The sequence below is a fragment of the Escherichia sp. E2748 genome (assembly GCF_005781125.1).
Taxonomy (GTDB): domain Bacteria; phylum Pseudomonadota; class Gammaproteobacteria; order Enterobacterales; family Enterobacteriaceae; genus Escherichia.
In genome coordinates this window covers 13,151-39,223 of record NZ_VATP01000028.1, presented here as the reverse complement: position 1 = coordinate 39,223, position 26,073 = coordinate 13,151, and the positions used below count along the sequence as shown (strand labels likewise).

25 protein-coding genes and 1 other annotated feature are annotated in these 26,073 nt (G+C 52.4%); of the genes, 7 read left to right on the top strand and 18 right to left on the bottom strand.

Annotated elements, in window-relative coordinates:
• Positions 1–22: 22 nt before the first annotated feature.
• The 6 genes from thrC to yjjY all read right to left on the bottom strand — a co-directional run bounded on the left by thrC (position 23) and on the right by yjjY (position 6,292).
• The gene (thrC, locus tag FEK42_RS19480; RefSeq protein WP_135491889.1) at positions 23–1,309 is read right to left on the bottom strand and encodes a threonine synthase; all 1,287 of its coding nucleotides are present in this window, start codon (positions 1,307–1,309) and stop codon (positions 23–25) included.
• The gene (gene thrB, locus FEK42_RS19475) at positions 1,310–2,242 is read right to left on the bottom strand and encodes a homoserine kinase (protein WP_135491888.1); all 933 of its coding nucleotides are present in this window, start codon (positions 2,240–2,242) and stop codon (positions 1,310–1,312) included.
• Position 2,243: 1 nt separating this feature from the next.
• A complete protein-coding gene (thrA, locus tag FEK42_RS19470) occupies positions 2,244–4,706 on the bottom strand; it encodes a bifunctional aspartate kinase/homoserine dehydrogenase I (RefSeq protein ID WP_130204809.1) in 2,463 nt (820 codons plus the stop codon).
• A gap of 25 nt (positions 4,707–4,731) precedes the next feature.
• Positions 4,732–4,851, bottom strand: a sequence feature (Thr leader region).
• Positions 4,787–4,852, bottom strand: a complete 66-nt coding sequence (gene thrL / locus FEK42_RS19465; RefSeq protein ID WP_001386572.1) for a thr operon leader peptide — start codon at positions 4,850–4,852, stop codon at positions 4,787–4,789. It overlaps the preceding feature by 65 nt.
• A 213-nt stretch (positions 4,853–5,065) precedes the next feature.
• Positions 5,066–5,752: a tRNA/rRNA methyltransferase gene (locus FEK42_RS19460; protein ID WP_130204806.1), complete on the bottom strand. Its 687-nt coding sequence runs from the start codon at positions 5,750–5,752 to the stop codon at positions 5,066–5,068.
• A gap of 399 nt (positions 5,753–6,151) precedes the next feature.
• Positions 6,152–6,292 carry a protein YjjY gene (gene yjjY / locus FEK42_RS19455; RefSeq protein WP_057696375.1) on the bottom strand — a complete coding sequence of 47 codons (141 nt, stop codon included), beginning with the start codon at positions 6,290–6,292 and terminating at the stop codon, positions 6,152–6,154.
• A 95-nt stretch (positions 6,293–6,387) separates the two neighbouring features.
• Here yjjY and arcA point away from each other — a divergent pair, with 95 nt between their 5' ends.
• On the top strand, positions 6,388–7,104 hold the full coding sequence (arcA, locus tag FEK42_RS19450) for a two-component system response regulator ArcA (protein WP_001194358.1): 717 nt from the start codon (positions 6,388–6,390) through the stop codon (positions 7,102–7,104).
• 48 nt (positions 7,105–7,152) lie between these two features.
• On the opposite strand, the gene creD is transcribed toward arcA, so the two are convergent.
• Genes creD through creA form a run of 4 tightly spaced genes read right to left on the bottom strand, consistent with a single transcriptional unit; the run spans position 7,153 to position 11,162 of the window.
• Positions 7,153–8,505: a cell envelope integrity protein CreD gene (gene creD / locus FEK42_RS19445; RefSeq protein WP_130204804.1), complete on the bottom strand. Its 1,353-nt coding sequence runs from the start codon at positions 8,503–8,505 to the stop codon at positions 7,153–7,155.
• A 57-nt stretch (positions 8,506–8,562) separates the two neighbouring features.
• Positions 8,563–9,987 (bottom strand): two-component system sensor histidine kinase CreC, encoded by a 1,425-nt coding sequence (creC, locus tag FEK42_RS19440; protein WP_138211931.1) that lies wholly within the window; start codon positions 9,985–9,987, stop codon positions 8,563–8,565.
• Complete coding sequence (gene creB / locus FEK42_RS19435) at positions 9,987–10,676, bottom strand: two-component system response regulator CreB (RefSeq protein ID WP_130259595.1); 690 nt, start codon at positions 10,674–10,676, stop codon at positions 9,987–9,989. Before creB ends, creC begins: the two co-directional genes overlap by 1 nt.
• Positions 10,677–10,688: 12 nt before the next feature.
• Positions 10,689–11,162, bottom strand: a complete 474-nt coding sequence (gene creA / locus FEK42_RS19430) for a protein CreA (RefSeq protein WP_000875488.1) — start codon at positions 11,160–11,162, stop codon at positions 10,689–10,691.
• Between the two features lie 210 nt (positions 11,163–11,372).
• Between creA and robA the strand changes: the two genes are divergently transcribed.
• Positions 11,373–12,242 (top strand): MDR efflux pump AcrAB transcriptional activator RobA, encoded by an 870-nt coding sequence (robA, locus tag FEK42_RS19425; RefSeq protein WP_130204798.1) that lies wholly within the window; start codon positions 11,373–11,375, stop codon positions 12,240–12,242.
• Here the strand turns inward: robA and gpmB are convergent.
• Positions 12,239–12,886, bottom strand: a complete 648-nt coding sequence (gene gpmB / locus FEK42_RS19420) for a 2,3-diphosphoglycerate-dependent phosphoglycerate mutase GpmB (RefSeq protein ID WP_135491886.1) — start codon at positions 12,884–12,886, stop codon at positions 12,239–12,241. The genes robA and gpmB overlap by 4 nt on opposite strands.
• 50 nt (positions 12,887–12,936) lie before the next feature.
• On the opposite strand from gpmB, the gene yjjX reads away from it, so the two are divergent.
• Positions 12,937–13,458, top strand: a complete 522-nt coding sequence (gene yjjX, locus FEK42_RS19415) for an inosine/xanthosine triphosphatase (protein ID WP_130204796.1) — start codon at positions 12,937–12,939, stop codon at positions 13,456–13,458.
• Positions 13,459–13,542: 84 nt separating this feature from the next.
• On the opposite strand, the gene trpR is transcribed toward yjjX, so the two are convergent.
• Positions 13,543–13,869: a trp operon repressor gene (trpR, locus tag FEK42_RS19410; protein ID WP_064530383.1), complete on the bottom strand. Its 327-nt coding sequence runs from the start codon at positions 13,867–13,869 to the stop codon at positions 13,543–13,545.
• 89 nt (positions 13,870–13,958) lie between these two features.
• On the bottom strand, positions 13,959–15,896 hold the full coding sequence (sltY, locus tag FEK42_RS19405; protein WP_138211930.1) for a murein transglycosylase: 1,938 nt from the start codon (positions 15,894–15,896) through the stop codon (positions 13,959–13,961).
• A gap of 335 nt (positions 15,897–16,231) precedes the next feature.
• On the opposite strand from sltY, the gene ettA reads away from it, so the two are divergent.
• The gene (gene ettA, locus FEK42_RS19400; RefSeq protein WP_000046754.1) at positions 16,232–17,899 is read left to right on the top strand and encodes an energy-dependent translational throttle protein EttA; all 1,668 of its coding nucleotides are present in this window, start codon (positions 16,232–16,234) and stop codon (positions 17,897–17,899) included.
• A 236-nt stretch (positions 17,900–18,135) separates the two neighbouring features.
• Here ettA and nadR read toward each other — a convergent pair whose 3' ends face one another.
• Genes nadR through serB form a run of 3 tightly spaced genes read right to left on the bottom strand, consistent with a single transcriptional unit; the run spans position 18,136 to position 21,788 of the window.
• Entirely contained in the window at positions 18,136–19,368 is a 1,233-nt protein-coding gene (nadR, locus tag FEK42_RS19395; protein WP_000093812.1) for a multifunctional transcriptional regulator/nicotinamide-nucleotide adenylyltransferase/ribosylnicotinamide kinase NadR, read from the bottom strand.
• A 20-nt stretch (positions 19,369–19,388) separates the two neighbouring features.
• A complete protein-coding gene (gene radA / locus FEK42_RS19390; RefSeq protein WP_001029698.1) occupies positions 19,389–20,771 on the bottom strand; it encodes a DNA repair protein RadA in 1,383 nt (460 codons plus the stop codon).
• A 48-nt stretch (positions 20,772–20,819) separates the two neighbouring features.
• Positions 20,820–21,788, bottom strand: coding sequence for a phosphoserine phosphatase (gene serB, locus FEK42_RS19385; RefSeq protein WP_130204788.1), 969 nt, complete (start codon positions 21,786–21,788; stop codon positions 20,820–20,822).
• A 105-nt stretch (positions 21,789–21,893) separates the two neighbouring features.
• On the opposite strand from serB, the gene FEK42_RS19380 reads away from it, so the two are divergent.
• From FEK42_RS19380 to FEK42_RS19370, 3 genes are read left to right on the top strand one after another with little or no spacing between them, the layout of a single operon-like run.
• Entirely contained in the window at positions 21,894–22,538 is a 645-nt protein-coding gene (locus FEK42_RS19380) for a YtjB family periplasmic protein (protein ID WP_130204786.1), read from the top strand.
• Positions 22,539–22,565: 27 nt separating this feature from the next.
• Complete coding sequence (gene lplA, locus FEK42_RS19375; protein ID WP_135385079.1) at positions 22,566–23,582, top strand: lipoate--protein ligase LplA; 1,017 nt, start codon at positions 22,566–22,568, stop codon at positions 23,580–23,582.
• 31 nt (positions 23,583–23,613) lie between these two features.
• Positions 23,614–23,877 carry a helix-turn-helix transcriptional regulator gene (locus FEK42_RS19370; protein WP_130217528.1) on the top strand — a complete coding sequence of 88 codons (264 nt, stop codon included), beginning with the start codon at positions 23,614–23,616 and terminating at the stop codon, positions 23,875–23,877.
• A 160-nt stretch (positions 23,878–24,037) separates the two neighbouring features.
• Here FEK42_RS19370 and deoD read toward each other — a convergent pair whose 3' ends face one another.
• Both deoD and deoB read right to left on the bottom strand, forming a co-directional pair.
• Positions 24,038–24,757 (bottom strand): purine-nucleoside phosphorylase, encoded by a 720-nt coding sequence (gene deoD, locus FEK42_RS19365; protein WP_000224878.1) that lies wholly within the window; start codon positions 24,755–24,757, stop codon positions 24,038–24,040.
• Positions 24,758–24,813: 56 nt separating this feature from the next.
• Positions 24,814–26,037, bottom strand: coding sequence for a phosphopentomutase (gene deoB, locus FEK42_RS19360; protein ID WP_000816471.1), 1,224 nt, complete (start codon positions 26,035–26,037; stop codon positions 24,814–24,816).
• Positions 26,038–26,073 lie beyond the last annotated feature (36 nt).

Here is a 26,073-nt window from a genome sequence, read left to right as displayed (position 1 = left end):
TTTTTTCGGAATTTAATGGATATTAATTATGATTCATCATGAGTTTGCGCAGCGCAGCAAAATCGGCAGGCAGACTATGTGAAAGTAAGGGTAAATCAGCACGTTCTGCCAGCTCTTTTGGCAATTCCAGCGTTTCACTAAGAATCACTTCCACGCTCTCTTTAAACTTCGCCGGGTGCGCGGTGCCGAGGAACAGGCCATATTCTCCCGGATGAAGTTGGTCACGCAGCGCACGGTAAGCCACGGCAGCATGCGGTTCCGAGGTATAGCCCAGTGCTTTTAACTCACGCATTGTCTGCCGGGTGGTTTCATCATCCACCGCCGCATAACCCAGCTCCTTCAGTTGCCAGATTTTACGGCGGAACAACTCTTCCACTCGCGGCCAGTTGTTTGGCTGGCTGACATCCATCGCATTGGATAATGTCGCCTGGGTAGCTTTAGGCGCCCACTGCCCGTCGTGCAGGAAACGCGGCACCGTATCGTTAACGTTAGTGGCAGCGATAAAACGCTTCACCGGCAGACCGAGTGATTTCGCCAGCAATCCTGCCGTTAAATCGCCGAAATTTCCGCTCGGCACTGAAACAACTAGCTGGTTACGCGCTTCCTGCGGCAACTGCGCCACGGCTTCAAAGTAATAGCAAATCTGCGCCAGCAAACGGCTGATGTTAATAGAGTTAGCAGAGTTCAGTCCCAACGCCACTTTTAGTTCTTCATCATCGAACGCCTGTTTAACAAGAGCCTGGCAGGCATCAAAATCGCCGTCGATGGCGACGGTTTCAATATTGCCACCCAGCGTACAGAACAGTTTTTCTTGCAGTGGACTGATTTTGCCGTGCGGGTAAAGGATGACCACTTTAACGTTCGGTAAACCGTAGAAAGCGTGAGCCACTGCCGCTCCGGTGTCGCCGGAAGTCGCAGTCAGAATAGTCACTGGCTTATCGCCCGCAATATGGGTCAGCATTTGCGCCATAAAGCGACCGCCGAAATCTTTAAATGCCAGCGTTGGCCCGTGGAACAACTCCAGACAACCGACGTCATTTTCAACTTTGGCAACCGGAGCCGGGAAAGCGAATGCCGCGCGCACGCGCTCTTCCAGAACTTCCTGTGGGATCTCATCACCAATAAACGCCGAGAGGATCTTCGCGCTGCGAGTGACGAAATCCAGTTTCAGCATCTCATCAATTTCGGTCAGGCTGAATTCCGGTAGCTCATGAGGGAAAAACAACCCCTGATTTTTGCCCAATCCCTGCGTTACGGCTTGCGCAAAACTGACCTGCTCATTGTGATCTTTCAGATTGTAGAGTTTCATTTAGTTTTCCAGTACTCGTGCGCCCGCCGTATCCAGCCGGCAAATATGAACAAAACCTTCCTGATTTTGCAGGTAATTCTTACCTAACCAGTCGGCAACTCGCTGGGCGGTATCCAGTTTATCGCACAGGGCGAACAAGGTCGGCCCCGAGCCGGAGATACCGCTCGCTACCGCACCGATTTCCGCGACCGCCTGACGTGCTTGCCTGAAGCCTGGCAATAAACGTTCACGATAGGGTTCAGCGATAACATCTTTCATCAGCTTCGCGGCAAGTTCAGGCTGGCGGGAATAGCAGGCGTGAATGAAGCCTGCCAGATGTCGCCCGTGCGCAATGCAATCCTGGCGGCGATACTGCGCCGGTAAAATAGCCCGTGCTTCTGCCGTCGAGACTTTAATCCCCGGATACGCCAACACCCATAACCACTCATCAAATCCTGGTACCTGCTGGCTGATGATGCCGTTTTCTTCGATCATCAACTGCATGCCGCCAAGAAAGCACGGTGCCACGTTGTCGTAATGAATGCTGCCGGAGATACGCCCTTCCAGTTCGCCCATCAAGGCCAGCAGGCGGGTATCATTGAGCGGCTTACCGCAGTGTTCATTCATCGCCACCAGCGCCGCGACCACCGAACAGGCGCTGGAACCTAAGCCAGAACCGATCGGCATATTCTTTTCCAGGGTCATCGCCACCGGAATTTGCTTACCCACTTCCTGGCAAAAACGCTCCCAGCACTGATAAACGATATTTTCCTGCGGTTCTGACGGTAGCTTGCCTGCAAACCGTCCAAGATTGTTGAGACTGAAGCGCTCTGCTGACTCAACCGTCACTACATCTCCCAGCAAGGAACCATCAACAGGCACCACCGCCGCCCCGAGCACATCAAACCCGACGCTCATATTGGCACTGGAAGCCGGAGCATAAACCTTAACCATTTTAGACTCCTAACTTCCATGAGAGGGTGCGCAGCAGATCGGCAAAGACACCGGCAGCTGTAACGTCATTACCCGCACCGTATCCGCGCAGGACCAGCGGCAGTGGCTGATAATAGTGGCTATAGAAGGCCAATGCGTTTTCGCCGTTTTTCACTTTGAACAGCGGATCGTTGCCATCCACTTCAGCAATCTTCACGCGGCAGACGCCATCTTCATCAATATTGCCAACATAGCGCAAAACTTTTCCTTCATCACGGGCCTTCGCCACGCGCGCGGCAAAGAGATCGTCGAGTTGTGACAGGTTCGCCATAAAAGTCGCAACATCGCCTTCCGCGTTAAACTCTGCGGGCAGCACAGATTCGATTTCGATATCCGCCAGTTCCAGTGATCGTCCAGTTTCACGAGCGAGAATCAACAGCTTGCGCGCCACATCCATACCAGAAAGATCATCTCGCGGGTCCGGTTCGGTATAGCCCATTTCTCTTGCCAGCGTGGTGGCCTCGGAGAAGCTCATCCCTTCGTCTAACTTACCGAAGATGAAAGAAAGCGAACCAGAAAGAATGCCAGAGAATTTCATCAATTCATCACCCGCGTTGAGCAGGTTTTGTAAGTTCTCAATGACCGGCAACCCCGCACCGACGTTGGTGTCATAAAGGAATTTACGCCGTGATTTTTCCGCCGCGTAACGCAGCTGATGGTAGTAATCCATCGACGAGGTGTTGGCCTTTTTGTTCGGAGTCACCACGTGGAAACCTTCGCGCAGGAAGTCGGCATATTGATCCGCCACCGCCTGGCTGGAAGTGCAATCGACAATCACCGGATTCAGCAAATGATATTCTTTCACCAGGCGAATTAAGCGCCCAAGGTTGAACGGCTCTTTGGCTTGCGCCAGTTCTTCCTGCCAGTTATCCAGGTTAAGGCCATGCACATTAGTCAGCAGCGCCTTCGAGTTAGCAACGCCGCAAACGCGTAAATCGATGTGTTTGTTCTTCAGCCAGCTTTGCTGACGCTTCAGTTGCTCCAGCAGCGCGCCGCCAACGCCACCGACGCCAATCACAAACACTTCGATAACCTGATCGGTATTGAACAGCATCTGGTGGGTAACGCGTACGCCAGTGGTCGCATCATCGTTATTTACCACGACAGAGATTGAGCGTTCAGAAGACCCTTGAGCAATGGCGACAATGTTGATATTGGCGCGGGCCAGTGCGGCAAAGAATTTCGCCGAGATCCCACGCAAGGTGCGCATACCATCGCCCACCACCGAAATAATGGCCAGCCGTTCAGTGACCGCCAGCGGCTCCAGCAAACCTTCTTTCAGTTCCAGGTAGAACTCTTCCTGCATCGCGCGTTCAGCACGCGCACAGTCGCTTTGTGGTACGCAGAAACTGATACTGTATTCGGAAGATGATTGCGTAATCAGCACCACTGAAATGCGGGCACGTGACATTGCCGCAAAGACGCGCGCCGCCATGCCGACCATCCCTTTCATCCCCGGACCAGAAACGCTGAACATTGCCATGTTATTCAGATTGGAAATGCCCTTGACCGGTAATTCATCTTCATCACGGCTGGCGCCAATGAGCGTACCTGGTGCTTGAGGATTTCCGGTATTTTTAATCAGGCAAGGGATCTGGAACTGAGCGATAGGGGTAATGGTGCGAGGGTGAAGAACTTTAGCGCCGAAGTAGGAAAGCTCCATCGCTTCCTGGTACGACATCGACTTCAACAGCCTCGCATCGGGTACCTGACGTGGGTCGCAAGTATAGACACCGTCGACATCCGTCCAGATCTCGCAACAATCGGCGCGTAAACAGGCGGCCAGTACCGCGGCGGAGTAGTCAGAACCGTTACGTCCCAGCACCACCAGCTCACCTTTTTCGTTACCCGCAGTGAAACCAGCCATCAGCACCATATGGTCAGCCGGAATGCGGCTTGCCGCAATACGGCGGGTGGACTCAGCAATATCGACCGTAGATTCGAGGTAATGACCGATTGCCAGCAGCTTTTCGACCGGATCGATAACGGTAACGTTGTGGCCACGCGCTTCCAGTACCCCGGCCATAATGGCGATCGACATTTTTTCACCACGGCAAATCAGCGCGGCGTTGATGCTGTCCGGGCATTGCCCCAACAAGCTAATGCCATGCAGGACATGTTTGATTTGGGCAAATTCTTGATCAACGAACGCTTTCAATTGCGCCAGCGGAAATCCCGGCTGGGCGGCGGCGAGTCCCGTCAGAAGTTCGGCAAAAATACGTTCGGCATCGCTGATATTGGGTAAAGCATCCTGACCGCTAATGGTTTTTTCAATCATTGCGACCAGATGGTTGGTAATTTTGGCGGGGGCAGAGAGGACGGTGGCCACCTGCCCCTGCCTGGCATTGCTCTCCAGAATATCGGCAACCCGCAGAAAACGTTCTGCATTTGCCACTGATGTACCGCCGAACTTCAACACTCGCATGGTTGTTACCTCGTTACCTTTGGTCGAAAAAAAAGCCCGCACTGTCAGGTGCGGGCTTTTTTCTGTGTTTCCTGTACGCGTCAGCCCGCACCGTTACCTGTGGTAATGGTGATGGTGGTGGTAATGGTGGTGCTGATGCGTTTCATGGATGTTGTGTACTCTGTAATTTTTATCTGTCTGTGCGCTATGCCTATATTGGTTAAAGTATTTAGTGACCTAAGTCAATAAAATTTTAATTTGCTCACGGCAGGTTACCAGTTCATAGAGTGCTGGTAGATGCTCTTTTTTTAATCCACACAGAGACATATTGCCCATTGCAGTCAGAATAAAAATCTGAAAACGCCCTTCCTTATCGTTTTTTATTTGGTGATATTTTTTTCAATATCATGCAATAAACGATGCAACATGGCCGTGTCTCGTTGCTCCAACAGCCCGATGCGTTGTTGTAACCAGTCGACCAGTTTGGTGTCATCTGCCACCGCCAGAGTCGTTAACAATGACATGGCACGTTCACGTAAAGCCTGCAGTTGAAATGGGTCCGCCGTTGCGGCAGATTCCACCGGTTGTTGTATTAATGTTGCTAATTGATAGCAATAGACCATCACCGCCTGTCCCAAATTCAGTGATGGATAATCCGCCACCATTGGCACGCCGGTGAGGACATCAGCAAGCGCCAACTCTTCGTTAGTCAAGCCAGAATCTTCGCGACCAAAGACCAGCGCCGCGTGGTTCATCCATGTCGATTTTTCCTCCAGTAGCGGCACCAGTTCTATCGGCGTGGCGTAGTAATGGTATTTCGCCCGACTGCGCGCAGTGGTGGCAACGGTAAAATCAACGTCGTGTAGCGATTCAGCCAGCGTTGGAAAAACTTTAATATTATCAATAATATCACCAGAACCATGTGCCACCCAGCGGGTAGCTGGTTCCAGGTGTGCCAGGCTATCGACAATGCGCAGCTCGCTAAATCCCATTGTTTTCATCGCCCGGGCCGCTGCACCAATATTTTCAGCTCTGGCAGGTGCTACCAGAATGATCGTTATACGCATGTTGCCACTCTTCTTGATCAAATAACCGCGCACAGGGTGATGAATGTCAACTTATTACGCGGAGAGAATTTACAAATTCGTAACGTAAGTCGCAGAAAAAGCCCTTCACTTAACTTAAAAAAAGCTAAACTATTTCTTGACTATACTAACGGTGCAATTGTTAAAAATTGCTACATATCTTTCTGTTTACTTAGGATAATTTTATAAAAAATAAATCTCGACAATTGGATTCACCACGTTTATTAGTTGTATAAGGCAACTAGTTGTATTATTAAAATAATGTGACGAAAGCTAGCATTTAGATACGATGATTTCATCAAACTGTTAACGTGCTACAATTGAACTTGATATATGTCAACGAAGCGTAGTTTTATTGGGTGTCCGGCACGTCTTAGCCTGTTATGTTGCTGTTAAAATGGTTAGGATGGCAGCCGTTTTTGACACTGTCGGGTCCTGAGGGAAAGTACCCACGACCAAGCTAATGATGTTGTTGACGTTGATGGAAAGTGCATCAAGAACGCAATTACGTACTTTAGTCATGTTACGCCGATCATGTTAATTTGCAGCATGCATCAGGCAGGTCAGGGACTTTTGTACTTCCTGTTTCGATTTAGTTGGCAATTTAGGTAGCAAACATGCAGACCCCGCACATTCTTATCGTTGAAGACGAGTTGGTAACACGCAACACGTTGAAAAGTATTTTCGAAGCGGAAGGCTATGATGTTTTCGAAGCGACAGATGGCGCGGAAATGCATCAGATCCTCTCTGAATATGACATCAACCTGGTGATCATGGATATCAATCTGCCGGGTAAGAACGGTCTTCTGTTAGCGCGTGAACTGCGTGAGCAGGCAAATGTTGCGTTGATGTTCCTGACTGGCCGTGACAACGAAGTCGATAAAATTCTCGGCCTCGAAATTGGCGCAGATGACTACATCACCAAACCGTTCAACCCGCGTGAACTGACTATCCGTGCGCGCAACCTGCTGTCTCGTACCATGAATCTGGGTACTGTCAGCGAAGAACGTCGTAGCGTTGAAAGCTACAAGTTCAATGGTTGGGAACTGGACATCAACAGCCGTTCATTGATCGGCCCTGATGGCGAGCAGTACAAACTGCCGCGTAGCGAATTCCGCGCCATGCTTCACTTCTGTGAAAACCCAGGCAAAATTCAGTCTCGTGCTGAACTGCTGAAGAAAATGACCGGCCGTGAGCTGAAACCGCACGACCGTACTGTAGACGTGACGATCCGTCGTATTCGTAAACACTTCGAATCTACGCCGGATACGCCGGAAATCATCGCCACCATTCACGGTGAAGGTTATCGCTTCTGCGGTGATCTGGAAGATTAATCGGCTTTACCACCGTCCAAAAAAACGGCGCTTTTTAGCGCCGTTTTTTTATTTCCAGATACGTAACTCATCGTCCGTTGTGACTTCTTTACTGGTTTTCATTTTTGGCAGTGAAAATGCATACCAGTCGATATTCCGCGTCACAAACATCATGCCTGCCAGCGCCACCACCAGCACACTGGTTCCCAACAACAGTGCGCTATCGGCAGAGTTGAGCAGTCCCCACATCACACCATCCAGCAACAACAGCGCGAGGGTAAACAACATGCTATTGCGCCAACCTTTTAATACCGCCTGCAAGTAAATACCGTTCATTAATGCCCCTATCAAGCTGGCAATTACCCATGCCACGGTAAAACCGGTGTGTTCAGAAAGCGCCAGCAAGAGCAAATAAAACATCACCAATGACAGCCCCACCAGCAAATATTGCATCGGGTGCAAACGTTGCGCGGTGAGCGTTTCAAAAACAAAGAAGGCCATAAAAGTCAGGGCAATCAGCAAAATAGCGTACTTAGTCGCCCGGTCCGTTAATTGATACTGATCGGCAGGCGTAGTGACTGCGACGCTAAACGCCGGGAAGTTTTCCCAGCCGGTATCATTGCCTGAAGCAAAACGCTCACCGAGATTATTGGCAAACCAGCTACTTTGCCATTGCGCCTGAAAACCGGATGCACTTATTTCTCGTTTCGCTGGCAAAAAATCACCTAAAAAACTGGGATGGGGCCAGTTGCTGGTTAAGACAAGCTCACTATTACGTCCCGTCGGCACCACGGACAAATCACCAGTACCGCTTAAATTCAGTGCCATATTCAGCTTCAGGTTCTTCTTCCGCCAGTCCCCTTCGGGTAAAGGGATATGCACGCCCTGCCCGCCTTGCTCCAACCCGGTACCGGGTTCAATGGTCAGCGCTGTTCCGTTAACTTCAGGCGCTTTCACCACGCCAATACCACGCGCATCCCCGACGCTAATCACAATAAATGGCTTGCCTAAGGTGATATTTGGTGCGTCGAGTTCGTTAAGACGCGAAACATCGAAATCGGCTTTTAGCGTTAAATCACTGTGCCAGACCTGACCGGTATAAATACCAATCTTGCGTTCTTCCACATTCTGATTACCATCAACCATCAACGACTCAGGTAACCAGAAATGGATAAAACTTCGTTTCCGCTCCACGGTTTTATCCTCTTCCTGCACCGTATAAAGCTCGGTCACAGGAATAGCGATGAGCGGCCCAACGAGTTTTTGCGGCCCGCTGGTACTTTGGCGAATCGCATCTTCCACATCGCTACGGTAATCGGCACGTTCGACAATCACCTGCCGAATCAGCATTATCGGAATCAACAACAGCAATACTGCACCAAACAGGGTGGTCATTTTCCAGAACAGGGGGGATTTCAACATAGTCTTCTCCTTTGCAATGGCGACAGGATATGAAGGCTATGTGGGAAGAATTTGAAGTTATGTGAAGTGACGGTGAAGTCGAAGCGAGGCCAATACGCCGCCTTCCGGCACGTTGCGCAGCGTGACTTCGCCGTTAAACAAACGGGCAACTTCACTGACAAACGCCAGCCCCAGACCACTGCTTTTTTGCCCATTCGCACGCGGCAAAGAGTAGAAACGCTCAAAAATACGTGACAGCGCGTAGTCAGGAATACCGCTACCGGTATCCTGCACGTTAAGCGTAACGTGTTCCTGCTCCACCCCAGCACTAAGCGTTATGCAGCCATTCTCGGGAGTAAAATCGATAGCATTATCCAGTAAATTCCCCAGCGCCTGTTCCAGCAACGCAGGTTCAGCAGCAACGTTAACCTCGGTGGACATAACATGCAGAGTGATATTTTTTTCTGCCAACTGCACGGTGCGCGCTTCGCTGACGCGGCGAAATAAAGCCGCCACAGCAACCGCAGAAAGAACGACCTCCTGGCGATTCTCCAGTCTTGCCTGGCGTAATAGCGTTTCCACCAGCGCCTGCATTCGCGCATTTTGCGTCAGAATATTGTCGGTAAAACGGGCTACCACTTCCGGTGGCGGACCTTCGCGTAAAATTTCCGCCGCGCCACGAATTGCCGCCAGCGGACTTTTCAACTCATGAGTTAACGCGTAGACATACTGCTCAATATAGTTTTTCCCTTCCAGCTTCACGCGCATACTTTCCAGCGCCTGCGCTAACTTACGCAACTCGCTACTGCCGAGTTCAGGAAGCGGAACGGGCTTATTGTCGGTAACGGAATCAGCATAACGAGTGAGTCGGGCAATGGAGTGGTTGATCCACCAAACCATTCCTGCGCCGATTACCAGCGCAATTCCCAGCAAAATGGCGCTCGCCCATAAAATTCGCCGCTCGCTGCGTTTAATCACCGGCGCCATCGCCGCGTTCGGTTTGCCTACGCTCAAAACGCCAACCAGCCGCGTGCCGTCCATAATAGGTGCAGCAACATACATCACAGAACTTTCGGGATCGGCAGGATTTTGCAACGTACTGCGCGCACCATACTGACCACGCAACGTTAGCCATACGTCATTCCAGCGCGAATAATCCTGCCCGACGGCTTTATTGGCCGAATCAAACAATACTTTGCCCTGCGCATCAGTCATATAGACATGATATTCATTGCGCACTTTGTTGATGCCGCTGATATTGGCGCGAAACGGGCGATTTTGTAGCTGGTTAAATGCCTGCGCCAACTGCCCATGCGTTGGGTCACCAGAGAGCAAATCGGCACGCGCCAGCTCCGCCAGCAACGTTGCCGTATCGATCAACGTCCCTTCCGTCGCCCTTCGCACGCCCGGTTTAACTTCTTTGACAAAAATAGCCAGTACGAACCAGGCGGCTACCGCCACCAGTAAAAAATACCCCAGCAACAGCCGCATGCCAATACGCATTACAGGCTCCTCAGGCTGTATCCCATGCCGCGATGGGTATTGATCGGCGAAAGCTCGGGATTAATAGCGCGCAGTTTGGCACGCAGCGTTTTAATGTGAGTATCGACAGTGCGATCGTAGGTGTCCTGCGCATCTTCCCAGACGCTATCCATCAGTTGCTGACGGGACCAGACGCGGCCCGGCGACTTGAGTAACGTTTTCAGCAACAAAAACTCATACCGTGTTAGCGTTAACGGCGTGTCAAACCAGCTGATCTGCGCCGCGGGTTCATTCAATTCAAAATGACCAATACGGATGACGGGAGACGGCGTTGAGAACTTCTTCACCCGACGCAGTAAAGTGCGCACTCTGGCGCACACTTCGCGGGGTGAAAACGGTTTAGCCACGTAGTCGTCAGCGCCAATTTCCAGTCCAAGCAGGCGATCCACCTCTTCACTACGGGCTGTCAGGAACAGTACAGGTAGCGCCGGATGGATCACCAGCAACTGACGGCACAATTCAAAGCCGCTGATATCCGGCAGACCTACATCGAGAATAATGACGTCGGGAATCTGCTGGCGTGCTTTATCCAGCACCGGCAAGCCTCGCTCAAAGACCTCGACGGCAAAACCTTCCTGCTGCAACATGTAGACCAGCGTGTCGGCTATCCCTTGCTCGTCTTCCACTAACCAGACCGTTTCCCGTTGCATATATCGCCTCTGTTATTGCCGCCACGGCATGACAGGCACCGCGCTAATCGCGTTTTTCGGCGACCCATCTACAACTTTGTCGGAGTAAGCCAGGTAAGCGAGCGCGTTGCGTTTGGCGTCATAGAAGCGTACGACCTGTAACGACTTAAAGACCAGCGACGTACGTTTTTTGAATACCACTTCGCCCTGAGCTTTGCCGTTTTTAATGCGCTCTGACAATTCAATCGGCCCGACTTGCTGACAAGAAATAGCCGCATCGGAAGTATCTTCCGCCAGGCCCAATCCCCCTTTAATACCGCCGGTTTTTGCCCGACTCACATAACAGGTGACATTTTTCACATCGGGATCGTCAAAGGCTTCTACGACAATTTTGTGATCCGGGCCGATCATTTTAAATACGGTATCGACCGAACCAATTTCTTCCGCATGTGCCAATGGCCCCAGCATTATCAGGCTTAAAGACAGGATCAAATGCTTGTATTTCATATTGTTACCATTTTTATAAGTTACACAGAGCAATTAGTTCGTCACGGTAAATAACATATTGATTAAGAACAAAATCTCAACACTTTTATTTCCGTCAAGACCTAAAACATACTCTGCTAAGAAAAAAACACTGAATGCTAAAACAGCAAAAAATGCTATTATCCAATTACCTGATGTCAGGTGCTCGTTGTGAAAGGATGAGGATATTTTATGGATCAGGCCGGCATTATTCGCGACCTTTTAATCTGGTTGGAAGGTCATCTGGATCAGCCACTGTCGCTCGACAATGTAGCGGCGAAAGCAGGTTATTCCAAGTGGCACTTACAGAGAATGTTTAAAGATGTCACTGGCCATGCTATTGGCGCGTATATTCGTGCTCGTCGTTTGTCGAAATCGGCGGTTGCACTACGCCTGACCGCGCGCCCAATTCTGGATATTGCGCTGCAATACCGCTTCGACTCTCAACAGACATTTACTCGTGCATTCAAGAAGCAGTTTGCCCAGACTCCCGCACTTTACCGCCGTTCTCCTGAATGGAGCGCCTTTGGTATTCGCCCACCGCTGCGTCTGGGTGAATTCACCATGCCAGAGCACAAATTTGTCACGCTGGAAGACACGCCGCTGATTGGCGTAACTCAGAGTTACTCCTGTTCACTGGAGCAAATCTCTGATTTCCGCCATGAAATGCGTTATCAGTTCTGGCACGATTTTCTCGGTAATGCGCCGACTATTCCGCCAGTACTTTACGGCCTGAATGAAACGCGTCCAAGCCAGGATAAAGACGACGAGCAAGAGGTGTTCTACACAACTGCGTTGGCTCAGGAGCAAGCAGACGGCTATGTACTGACGGGGCATCCGGTGCTGTTGCAGGGCGGCGAATATGTGATGTTTACCTATGAAGGGCTGGGGACAGGCGTGCAGGAATTTATCCTGACGGTGTACGGAACCTGTATGCCGATGCTGAACCTGACGCGCCGTAAAGGTCAGGATATTGAGCGATACTATCCGGCAGAAGATGCCAAAGCGGGAGATCGCCCAATTAATCTGCGCTGCGAACTGCTGATTCCAGTACGTCGTTAACGCTGCAGCTCGTCTAATGCAGGGGCGTCCAGATGCGAGATATCCCCTGCGGTTTCAACGACCCAACCAGACGCCAGCCACAGGCTTTCCTGATAATCCACGCGCGAAATAGAACAGTTACGCAGACGTAAGCGGCGTTCTGCCCGTGCAGGTAGGCCCAGAATAGTACTCACCAGGCATCCCAGCGCGATACCGTGGCTCACCAGTAGCGGTCGACTTCCCTGTGGCAAATCCCGACAAGATTCCAGTGCAGCATGGACGCGCTCGCTCAGTTCCTGCATTGACTCGCCTTCAGGAATACGCCCGTCAACAGTGCCATTTACCAGTTGGCGACGCCAGTTCTCTTCTTCTTCGGTCAGAGAGTCGATATGTCTTTTTTCCAGCACGCCCATATTTAATTCACGCAGGCGGGAATCAAAGATTATGTCACAGCCGCAAGCCTGAGCGATGATTTCCGCCGTGCGCCGGGTGCGACCTAAATCGCTACTGATGATATGTGTGATTCCAAGCTCTTTGGAACGTGCCGCCACCTGCATTGCTTGTTGCTCACCTTTGGCAGTCAGTGGGCTATCAGACTGACCCTGAATACGTCGCTCGGCGTTCCACTGCGTTTCACCGTGGCGGACTAGGTATACCTGTAACATGCTTTTTTTCCGTATACTGCTGTAACGTTAATTTTTGAGTAATCCTGATTATGCACCATGTTGTCTGTGCGACCACCAATCCCGCTAAAATTCAGGCCATTCTGCAGGCATTTCACGAGATCTTCGGCGAAGGATCCTGCCACATTGAGTCCGTTGCCGTCGAGAGCGGCGTACCGGAACAACCCTTTGGCAGTGAGGAAACGCGCGCTGGCGCACGAAATCGGGTAGAAAATGCCCGCCGTTTACATCCAGAGGCCGATTTTTGGGTGGCGATTGAAGCGGGCATTGATGGTGACAGTACCTTCAGTTGGGTGGTCATTGAAAACGCCAGCCAGCGCGGCGAGGCGCGTTCGGCTACTTTGCCGTTACCTGCGGTGATTCTGCAGAAAGTGCGTGAAGGCGAGGCGCTCGGCCCCGTGATGTCGCGTTATACCGGTATTGATGAGATTGGTCGTAAGGAAGGAGCCATCGGCGTGTTTACCGCCGGGAAACTCACTCGCGCCAGCGTCTATCATCAGGCGGTGATTCTGGCGCTGAGTCCGTTTCATAATGCCGTGTATCAGCCATTGTAAACCGGATAAGGCGTTCACGCCGCATCCGGCATTCGGTGCACAATGCCTGATGCGACGCTGCCGCGTCTTATCAGGCCTACAAAATCAATCGCTTTTCAGCAACACGTCTTCCAGCCACTGGCGCAGCTCAACGGGGGCGGCTTTCAGACTGTTAGATCCACGCGTAATGGTCGCGATGCCCGCGCCGAGTTCATTTTTTAACTCGCGCTGGCTCATTTCACCACGCAGCAACTCTTCGACGATACGCACGCGAGTCCCCAATGCTTCGCGCTCATCTGGCGTCAGCATCAGATTTAACAACGGTAAATGGAGATCGTTTTCGTAGGCATTCTTAAGCAGGTCGACAAAACGTAACCACTCCTGGTGACGCTGTTCTGCCATCGCTGCTGAATAGGGTGATTGTTGGGCCATAGTGTGTCGCCATTGTTAGCGGGGGAAGCAAAATGCCTCCCCCGATTGTACTCGCTAAAGAGTACGATAGCATATCATAAAGGTTCAAATCAGTAACGACGTCCCCATTCCGTAGCGCTCAAAAGCGTGGGCTTATCGCCCATGAAATAGCGATAGTACGCGTCATAAGCCAGCACATTTTTCACATAACCGCGCGTCTCGGAGAACGGAATGCTCTCGACAAACGCCACTGCGTCGATACGCCCGGCGCTGTTACCAAGCCACGTGCGCACCCGCCCTGGACCGGCGTTATAAGCTGCCGAGGAGAAAATGCGGTTATTGCCAAATTGCTGATAAACATATTGCAGGTAACTGGTGCCAATGTTGATGTTCGTTTCCGGATCCAGCAATTGCCCAGGGCTGCTATAACCAGGAATAGAGAACATCTTCACCGTCTGAGTCGCCGTACCGGGCATAATCTGCATCAGGCCGCTGGCTCCTACCGGTGATTTCACTTTCGGATTCCAGGCGCTCTCCTGACGGGCAATCGCCATTGCATAGCTTTGTGGGATATCTTTGCCGTTGGTGTAACGTTCGAAGAGATCGTTGTAGGCCAGGGGGAATCGTTCTTCCAGATGATCCCACAATTTCCCGGCGATCGTCGCCTGAACACTGAGATCCCACCAGTGATTATTAAAGGCATAGCGTGCCAATTGCGCCTGCTCTGTTTTTGACTTGCTCTTCACCAGATTGGCCCACTCGCTACGTGCGGTGTTATCCATATTCCAGTACATCAACTCGCGCACGCGCGCCATCTCCGGCCCCTGGATCAGGGCGCTGTCAACGTTCTGCGGCGCTTTATCAATCTTTAGTTGATACTCTTCGCCAATACGTTGCGCAGCGACCATCGGGTAAAATCCACGCTGTTGCATGAGTTGATGCAAAATCTCTTTTGCTTCAGCTTCACGCCCGCGTTCCAGCAGTAGATCCGCCTGCCAGTAACGCCATTCATCTTTATCTTTCGCCTCTATTGGCAGACGCGCCAGCCAGGTATTCAGACCACGACGATCGCCAGTGCCAAGCGCCATCCGCACGCGGCGTTCAATTAACGACGTGGATTGCGAACGCATAATCGCGTCATCACGCCATTTCGCCTGTTCGTCGGTAACATCGTTGCCCATCAGACGCCAGGCGACGATATCACGCAGCTCCTGAATCTGATCCTCATTAAGCTGCTGTGCCTGGGCAAGTGAAGGGATCATCAGTCGTGCGTTTTCAGCATCCTGACGCGCCACGCTGGCAAATGCCACCGCCGCCATCTGACGGGTAAAATCGGTCGCGCCGGTGGAACGCGCGAAGGTCAGCACAGTATTAGGATCATTCGCCAGCGAAATGATTGCCGAAGCAATAGTCTGGTAATCGGCAGGCATTTGCCCTGCCAGCACCGTCACCAGCCCGGTATTGCCTGCTTTCATCGCAAGGCTGATACGCTCTAAATAAGCCAGGGGTTCTTGTTTGCCGGACGCTCGCCAGACGCTAAATAACTTGTCACAAGCGTTAGGCTGGCTCTTTCCGGTTAGCCACAGCTCTTTCGCCCCCTGCCAGGCTTCTTCACTCTGCCCGGTGTTCCATTTTGCATAGTAGTAATTACACTGGGCTTCGGTTGTGCCTGGCTTTTCCGAGCTAAAGGCTAACAAGCCACGCCAGTCTTCACGCCGCGCCAGTTCATTGACGAAACGAGATTGCAGCGTGCGAGCGGGAGGAAGCGTGGGGTTAGCGCGAACAAAGTTAGTGACCGTCACCGCCGGTTGATTCATCAGATCATCGGTGATCTGGCGATATTCCAGGTAGGGGTATAACGGGTAATCCTTCAGGGATGGCATCATTTGTTCGACCACATCCATTTGTCGGTTATCCCAGGCCTGCTTGATTTGCGCGTAACGGCTACGCTGCTCATCCAGTGAGTCGGCTCGCGCCACGCTGCTGACCGTCAGCAGACAGACACCGGCAGCCAACAGCCGCCAGGTAACTTGTTTGGCTTTTTCCACAAGCGCACCCTCTAAGTGTAAATACATCAATGCAGCATCATGCCGCGTAATAGATTTATGCTAACCAGTCATTGCCGTTTACGCCACGTTACGGACACTTTTTTACTTTTATACTCTAAATAATTCGAGTTGCAGGAAGGCGATAAGTGAGTGAGTCCCCAGGAGCTTACAGAAGTAAGTGACTGGGGTGAGCGAGCGTAAGCGCAGCACATGCAACTTGAAGTATGACGAGTATACTGCGAAGGTGATCGACCAACTGGGATTAGGCGGGGAAAAAGGCTACACTTCGCCTTTGAAAACTCATCATCACGATAAACATAGAGGCGAAGTCCAACGTGGCTCAATTCGTTTATACCATGCATCGTGTCGGCAAAGTTGTTCCGCCGAAACGTCATATTTTGAAAAACATCTCTCTGAGTTTCTTCCCTGGGGCAAAAATTGGTGTCCTGGGCCTGAACGGCGCCGGTAAGTCCACCCTGCTGCGCATTATGGCGGGCATTGATAAAGACATCGAAGGTGAAGCGCGTCCGCAGCCAGACATCAAGATTGGTTACCTGCCGCAAGAGCCGCAGCTGAACCCGGAACACACCGTGCGTGAATCCATTGAAGAAGCCGTTTCTGAAGTGGTTAACGCCCTGAAACGTCTGGATGAAGTGTACGCGCTGTATGCCGATCCGGATGCCGATTTTGACAAACTGGCCGCTGAACAGGGCCGTCTGGAAGAGATCATTCAGGCTCACGACGGTCATAACCTGAACGTACAGCTGGAGCGTGCGGCGGATGCGCTGCGTCTGCCGGACTGGGACGCGAAAATCGCTAACCTCTCCGGTGGTGAGCGTCGTCGCGTGGCGTTGTGCCGTCTGCTGCTGGAAAAACCAGACATGCTGCTGCTCGACGAACCGACCAACCACCTGGATGCCGAATCCGTGGCCTGGCTGGAACGCTTCCTGCACGACTTCGAAGGCACCGTTGTGGCGATTACCCACGACCGTTACTTCCTCGATAACGTTGCGGGCTGGATCCTCGAACTGGACCGCGGTGAAGGTATTCCGTGGGAAGGCAACTACTCCTCCTGGCTGGAGCAAAAAGATCAGCGTCTGGCGCAGGAAGCTTCTCAAGAAGCGGCGCGTCGTAAGTCGATCGAGAAAGAGCTGGAGTGGGTACGTCAGGGTACTAAAGGCCGTCAGTCGAAAGGTAAAGCACGTCTGGCACGCTTTGAAGAGCTGAACAGCACCGAATATCAGAAACGTAACGAAACCAACGAACTGTTTATTCCACCTGGACCGCGTCTGGGCGATAAAGTGCTGGAAGTCAGCAACCTGCGTAAATCCTACGGCGATCGCCTGCTGATTGACTCCCTGAGCTTCTCGATCCCGAAAGGGGCAATCGTCGGGATCATCGGTCCGAACGGCGCGGGTAAATCGACCCTGTTCCGTATGATCTCCGGTCAGGAACAGCCGGACAGCGGCACCATCACTTTAGGTGAAACGGTGAAACTGGCGTCTGTTGATCAGTTCCGTGACTCAATGGATAACAGCAAAACCGTTTGGGAAGAAGTTTCCGGCGGGCTGGATATCATGAAGATCGGTAACACCGAGATGCCAAGCCGCGCCTACGTTGGCCGCTTTAACTTTAAAGGGGTTGATCAGGGTAAACGCGTTGGCGAACTTTCCGGTGGTGAGCGCGGTCGTCTGCATCTGGCGAAGCTGCTGCAGGTTGGCGGCAACATGCTGCTGCTCGACGAACCAACCAACGACCTGGATATCGAAACCCTGCGCGCGCTGGAAAACGCCCTGCTGGAGTTCCCGGGCTGCGCGATGGTTATCTCGCACGACCGTTGGTTCCTCGACCGTATCGCCACGCACATTCTGGATTACCAGGATGAGGGTAAAGTTGAGTTCTTCGAAGGTAACTTTACCGAGTACGAAGAGTACAAGAAACGCACGCTGGGCGCAGACGCGCTGGAGCCGAAGCGTATCAAGTACAAGCGTATTGCGAAGTAATGCGTAAAATGCCGGATGCGGCGTAAACGCCTTATCCGGCCTACAAAACCAGCGATTCCAATACGTTGCGAAACTCCAGGCCTGATAAGACGCGGTAAGCGTCGCATCAGGCATTGAGCACCGAATGCCGGATGCGGCGTAAACGCCTTTTCCGGCCAACAAACTCAGCGATTTCAATACGTTGCGAAACAGCAGGCCTGATAAGACGCGGTAAGCGTCGCATCAGGCATTGGGTCTTATCCCTGCTCCCCCATCATCTCCCGCACCAGCTCCACGCAGCGCAGGAAACGGCTGTCGTAATCGTCCTCTTCAACCCGCACGAATTCGATATTGTTCTCTTCCAGCATCTCCACCAGCAAGTTCTGGAACTCTTTGCGATCCACCGAACTGCCGAGGCTGCGTAAACCATCCGCCACCCACGGAGTGTTGTTCTCCAGCAAGATCACCAGATCAAAACGGTATTCATCGATCAGCGCCTGCACGAACGGATGCTCACGTCCTTCGTACTTTTTGCAGAACGCCTGAGTTGTCACGAAATCGGTGTCGATAAACGCCACTTTATTGGCATATTTCACTGCAAAATCAATATATTGTGCGTGACCCAGTGCGATTTTATCGTAGTCGGAATACTGTAATGCAATCTCATCGCCGCCGAGGTGTGAAAAGACATAATCACGACCATATTCCCACGCACTGGTGGTATTGAAGATATTGGCGAGTTTGTTTACCAGGGTGGATTTACCGCTCGATTCACCACCGAGGATCGCCACGGTGCGCACAAAAAACGGCTTCACTTCGGTAGGAATATATTCCCAGTAGCGGAACGGGTTTTCGCGGATCTGCGCACCGCTGATACTCATAAAGGTGCGTTTCGGATCGACCAGCACTGTTTCGATCCCCAGATGTTCCATATACTGCGGCGCGTCGGCTTCTTCCGAGGTATAGATCAGATCCGGCTGGATCCCCTTTTCAGCCATAAACTTTTTGATGCCGTTACTCCACACATCCCAGCCGTGCGGATACGGCTCCATGCCCTCTTCGTTAAAGGCATGAATACGAATGTTTTTTTGATACTTAAAGGTTTGCAATAACCAGCGTAGACGATCCGGCACGGTCGGCTGCTGCGACATGGCACTGTCTTCGAACAACGCGCGGTCACGGGTATCGTCAAAGCCCATAATGATATGCAGCTCGTCAACCTGGCTACAGGCGCGCTGGATAAGGTAGATATGTCCGGTATGCAGTGGGTAGAACTTACCGAATACAACGCCGATCGTTTTCTTCTGCCGTGGAAACTCAAGCCCCAAAAAACGGTGCAACGCCTCCAGCTTTTGCGCGCTGGGGCTTTTGATTTTGGCATTCAGTAACTGGCTTAAATACCCTTTGGTCATACCGCTGGCATCAGCTACCTGCTGTAGCGTGCAGCCCTGTTGCTTGATGGCAGTTTTCAGGTAATCAAATGACGACATATCTCCCTCCGTATCTCTCATTATAAGTCGTCGAACACGCTAAGCGCGTCGGAGAGTTTTTTAACGCCAAAAATCTGCATCCCTTCCGGCGCTTTTTTCGGTACGTTAGCCGCCGGAACAATCGCCCGGCGAAAACCGTGTTTCGCCGCTTCTGAGATTCGTTCCTGGCCGCTGGGCACCGGGCGGATCTCCCCTGCCAGCCCGACTTCACCAAACACCACCAGATCCTGCGGTAGCGGTCTGTCACGCAGACTGGAAACCATCGCCAGCAGTAACGCTAAGTCGGCACTGGTTTCGGTTACCTTCACGCCGCCGACCACGTTCACAAACACATCCTGATCGGCCATTTGCAGGCCGCCGTGACGGTGCAGCACCGCCAACAGGATCGCCAGACGGTTTTGCTCCAGACCTACCGCCACGCGGCGTGGATTCGCCATCATCGAGTGATCGACCAGCGCCTGAATCTCCACCAGCAGTGGACGCGTTCCTTCCCATACCACCATCACTGAACTACCAGAGGTCACTTCATCGCCACGGCTTAAAAAGATGGCTGAAGGGTTGCTGACTTCACGCAGCCCCTGTTCGGTCATCGCAAATACGCCCAGCTCATTCACCGCGCCGAAGCGGTTTTTATGGCTGCGCAAGGTGCGAAAACGGGAGTCGGCATCGCCGTCCAGAAGCACCGAACAGTCGATACAGTGTTCCAGCACTTTAGGGCCAGCCAGCGAACCATCTTTGGTTACGTGCCCCACCATGACAATCGCCACACCGCGCGTTTTGGCGAAGCGCGTCAGATAAGCCGCTGTTTCACGCACCTGCGCCACGCTGCCTGGCGATGACTGAACATCCGCCATATGCATCACCTGGATCGAGTCAATTACCATCAGCTTCGGTTGCTCTTCTTCGGCAATCAGGCAGATCTGCTCGATGCTGGTTTCCGACAACATATTGAGATTGTCGGTCGGCAGGCCAAGGCGATGAGCACGCATTGCCACCTGTTGCAGCGACTCTTCGCCGGTGACATACAGCGTTTTCATCTGCTGCGCCAGTTTGCACAGCGTTTGCAGTAGCAGCGTGGATTTCCCGGCACCTGGGTTACCGCCAATCAGAATGGCGCTTCCCGGCACAACGCCGCCGCCTAATACGCGGTCGAACTCTTTAAATCCGGTGGAAAAACGCGGCAGCTCTTCAAGGCTGATATCGGAGAGTTTCTGGACTTTAGCCACTCCGGCGCTACCGGCATAGCCACTCAGACGCTCGTTACGCGCCACCGTTGGCGACGCAGCAAGACGCACCTCGGTGATGGTGTTCCAGGCATGACAGGCACTGCACTGCCCCTGCCAGCGCGGATAATCGGCCCCGCATTCATTACAAACAAAGGCGCGTTTTGGAGCTTTTGCCACGGTGTACCTCGTTAATACTGTGCCGCCCGCAGGATGGCGGGCGAGCAATTACTTCTGATTCAGGCTGCCAGAGAGGATGCAGAATACCCCCATCAAGTCAGCGTGACGGATGGTGACTTCCGTCTTTTCATTCACTTTTGGCTTGGCATGGTAGGCAATCCCCAGCCCTGCCGCTTTGATCATCGGCAGGTCGTTGGCACCATCGCCAATCGCCACGGTTTGCGCCAGCGGAATATCATACTCCTGCGCCAGCCGGGTCAGGGTTTTCGCTTTGTACTGCGCGTCCACAATGTCGCCGATCACATTGCCGGTAAATTTACCGTCCATGATCTCCAGTTCATTGGCTACCACGGCGGTTAATCGCAGCTTGTCGCGCAGGTATTCAGCAAAGAAGGTAAAGCCGCCGGAGGCAATCGCCACTTTCCAGCCCAGCGTTTCTAGCTTCAGCACCAGTTGCGTTAAGCCTGGCATCAGCGGCAGATTTTCACGCACCTGTTGCAGAATATTGGCGTCAGCGCCTTTCAGCGTCGCCACGCGGCTACGCAGGCTAGCGGTAAAATCGAGTTCGCCGCGCATCGCCCGTTCGGTCACTTCCGCCACCATCTCGCCCGTTCCGGCTAGTTTGGCAATTTCATCAATACATTCTATCTGGATGGCGGTGGAGTCCATGTCCATCACCAGCAAACCCGGCGTGCGCAGGTGCGGGATTTTCCCCAGCGGCGCGACATCTAGCTGCGCCTCGTGGGCCAGGCGCGTAGCCCGGGCGGTGAGTGAACCTGCCAGACGAATCACCTGATAATCTTCCACGCACCAGGCGGCAACAATCACCATTGCCGCGCCCAGTTTGCTTTGGTACTGGGTCAGACGTTGTTTATCCAGCCCACGACCATACAGCAGCCAGCCGCTACGACCTGCGTGGTAATCCAGTGGCATCACTTCATCACCACTTAATGAAAGAGGCAGACCCGGCCATAAAGAGACATCTTCAGGCAGGTCGCACCAGGTAATGTTAGGCATTAAGGCTCCTGTAAAATCGTTCGAAGCAGGGAAAATAACGCATGAGGCTACCTTGTATCCATTGCTTCTGGCAACATTAAGTCTCAAATTTTCAACGGGTGGAATATGGCTCGCACAAAACTAAAATTCCGGCTGCATCGGGCAGTGATTGTCCTGTTCTGTCTCGCGTTGTTAGTCGCACTAATGCAGGGAGCATCATGGTTTAGTCAAAACCACCAGCGACAGCGTAATCCACAGCTGGAAGAACTGGCCCGTACCCTGGCGCATCAGGTAACCCTGAACGTTGCGCCGCTGATGCGTACCAACTCACCTGATGAAAAACGCATTCGGGCGATCCTCGATCAGTTGACGGACGAAAGTCGCATCCTCGACGCGGGTGTGTATGACGAACAAGGCGATCTTATCGCCCGCGCAGGCGAAAGCGTCGAGGTGCGCGACCGACTGGCGCTCGACGGTAAAAAAGCAGGTGGCTATTTTAACCAGCAGATTGTCGAACCGATTAAGGGGAAAAATGGACCGCTCGGCTATCTGCGCCTCACGCTCGATACCCATACGCTCGCCACCGAAGCCAAACAGGTGGATAACACCACCAATATTCTACGCCTGATGCTGCTGCTCTCGCTGGCAATCGGCGTGGTGCTGACTCGCACACTGTTGCAGGGTAAACGTACCCGCTGGCAGCAATCGCCCTTCCTGTTAACCGCCAGCAAACCGGTACCGGAAGAGGAAGAAAGCGAGAAAAAAGAGTGACCCATTACTACAAGAAAGGAAATCGTTATGTCCACATTACGCCTGCTCATCTCTGACTCTTACGATCCGTGGTTTAACCTGGCGGTGGAAGAGTGTATTTTTCGCCAGATGCCCGCCACGCAGCGCGTTCTGTTTCTCTGGCGCAATGCCGACACGGTAGTGATTGGTCGTGCGCAAAACCCGTGGAAAGAGTGTAATACCCGACGAATGGAAGAAGATAACGTCCGCCTGGCACGGCGCAGCAGCGGTGGCGGCGCGGTGTTCCACGATCTCGGCAATACCTGCTTTACCTTTATGGCTGGCAAGCCGGAGTACGATAAAACCATCTCCACGGAGATTGTGCTTAATGCGCTGAACGCGCTCGGCGTCACCGCAGAAGCTTCCGGGCGCAACGATCTGGTGGTGAAAACCGCCGAAGGTGACCGCAAAGTCTCAGGCTCGGCCTATCGCGAAACCAAGGATCGCGGTTTCCACCATGGCACCTTGCTGCTCAATGCCGACCTCAGCCGCCTGGCAAACTATCTCAATCCGGATAAAAAGAAACTGGCGGCGAAAGGCATTACTTCAGTACGTTCCCGCGTGACCAATCTGACCGAGCTGCTACCGGGAATTACCCATGAGCAGGTTTGCGAGGCCATAACCGAGGCCTTTTTCGCCCATTATGGCGAGCGCGTGGAAGCGGAAATCATCTCCCCGGACAAAACGCCAGACTTGCCGAACTTCGCCGAAACCTTTGCCCGCCAGAGTAGCTGGGAGTGGAACTTCGGTCAGGCTCCGGCGTTCTCGCATCTGCTGGACGAACGCTTTACCTGGGGCGGCGTAGAACTGCATTTCGACGTTGAAAAAGGCCATATCACCCGCGCCCAGGTGTTTACCGACAGCCTTAACCCCGCGCCGCTGGAAGCTCTCGCCGGGCGGCTGCAAGGCTGTCTTTACCGCGCGGATATGCTGCAACAGGAGTGCGAAGCGCTGCTGGTCGACTTCCCTGAACAGGAAAAAGAGCTACGGGAGTTGTCGGCGTGGATAGCGGGGGCGGTACGGTAACTCGCTCATTAAAATATCCAGGGAAGGAAATATGATCGATCTGGAGAACCAGGAACGGGAGATTATCAATTTAATGTTCAGCCAGGGTATATCCTGGCTAGCCGCCGTGCGTATCAGGCATAAATTATCGCTTGCTGAAGTAAGTAAAATGTTAGGTATCTCGATTAATTCTCTAAAACGGATCGAAAAGACGGAACGGCTTAGCTCAAATATCAAAAGCAAAATGGCAGGAATTTATGGTTGTCCGCCAGAGTTGCTGATATGCCCTTACTGGATGACGGTTGAACATAAATGAATAGATTCGTGAATAGATACTTGAATGGATTTGATTTCCTATCCATATGAAAAATAATAGTAAATCTATAAATCAGTTGCTATTGATGAATAGATACTAAAAAGCCGGAGCAGTCTCCCGCTCCGGCTTCACAAGGCAATCGCCTTTCAGCGAAACACAATTACTCTTTATCGCCCAGCAGAACGGATTCCAGTGCGATTTTGATCATGTCGTTGAAGGTGGTCTGACGCTCTTCAGCAGTGGTCTGCTCGTGAGTACGGATGTGGTCAGACACGGTGCAGATAGCCAGTGCTTTGGCACCAAACTCTGCAGCCACGCCGTAGATACCAGCCGCTTCCATTTCCACGCCGAGGATGCCGTATTTTTCCATCACGTCGAACATTTCGCCGTCCGGAGAGTAGAACAGGTCAGCGGAGAACAGGTTACCAACGCGAGCATCAACGCCCAGGGCTTTAGCTGCATCTACTGCGTTACGCACCATGTCGAAGTCAGCGATAGCCGCGAAGTCATGATCTTTAAAACGGATGCGGTTAACTTTGGAATCGGTGCAGGCACCCATACCGATCACCACGTCACGCAGTTTTACGTGCGGCAGAACAGCGCCACAGGAACCTACGCGGATAATTTTCTTCACGCCGAAATCGGTGATCAGTTCTTTGGTGTAGATGGAGCAGGACGGGATACCCATACCGTGACCCATTACGGAAATTTTGCGGCCTTTGTAAGTACCGGTGAAGCCCAGCATACCGCGAACGTTGTTCACTTCACGAGCATCTTCAAGGAAAGTTTCAGCAATATACTTCGCACGCAGCGGGTCGCCAGGCATCAAAACTACGTCAGCGAAATCGCCCATTTCTGCATTAATGTGTGGGGTAGCCATCGTTTTATCCTTTTTGTGACATAACAAAGGCGGAGTCAACGCTCCGCCCAAATCCATCAGAACATGGCTTTGCCATATTCCATATCAGAAGTACCAAAATATTTTGCCAGAGTCTGGCCGATATCCGCGAAGGTTTCGCGGTGACCCAGCGAACCCGGTTTTACTTTCGGGCCGTAAACCAGTACCGGAATGTGTTCACGCGTGTGGTCAGTACCGGTCCAGGTCGGATCACAACCGTGGTCAGCAGTGAGGATCAGGATGTCGTCATCGCGCAGCAGAGACATCAGTTCCGGCAGACGGCGGTCGAACAGTTCCAGACCCGCAGCATAGCCTGCGACATCGCGACGGTGGCCCCAGGAAGAGTCGAAGTCTACGAAGTTGGTGAAGACGATGGTGTTATCACCCGCTTCCTTCATCTCTTTGATAGTGGCGTCAAACAGCGCGTCCAGACCAGTCGCTTTCACTTTCTTAGTGATACCGCAGTTAGCGTAGATGTCCGCAATCTTACCGACAGAAACCACCTGGCCGTGTTTTTCATCAACCAGTTTTTGCAATACGGTCGGTGCTGGCGGTTCAACGGCCAGGTCGTGACGGTTACCGGTACGCTGGAAGTTACCGGCTTTGTCGCCGATAAACGGACGAGCGATAACACGACCGATGTTGTAGCCGCCGTTGGTCAGCTCTTCACGGGCGATTTCACACAGTTCGTAGAGTTTATCCAGACCGAAAGTTTCTTCATGGCAGGCAATCTGGAACACGGAGTCAGCGGAGGTATAGAAAATCGGCTTGCCGGTTTTCATGTGCTCTTCGCCCAGCTGATCCAGAATGACCGTACCGGAAGAGTGGCAGTTACCGAGGTAACCTGGCAGGTTAGCGCGTTCAACCAGTTTATCCAGCAGCTCTTGCGGGAAGCTGTTTTCGTGATCGGAGAAGTATCCCCACTCAAACAGAACCGGGACACCGGCGATTTCCCAGTGACCGGACGGGGTATCTTTACCGGATGACATTTCGTGCGCCCATGCGTACGCGCCGATAACTTCAGCGTTGCCGTCCATTCCTGCCGGAATGAAACCGGTAGAACCTTCATGTGCTTTCGCCAGCCCCAGACGGGTCAGATTTGGCAGATTCAACGGGCCTTTACGACCGTTATCAGCTTCGCCTTTGGCACAGGCTTCTGCGATATGACCCAGGGTGTCAGCCCCGACGTCACCAAAGCGTTCTGCATCTTCTGTAGCGCCGATGCCGAATGAGTCCAGCACCATAATAAATGCACGTTTCATATGTTCTCCGTACTCAGTGCTTCAAATTTAAATGAT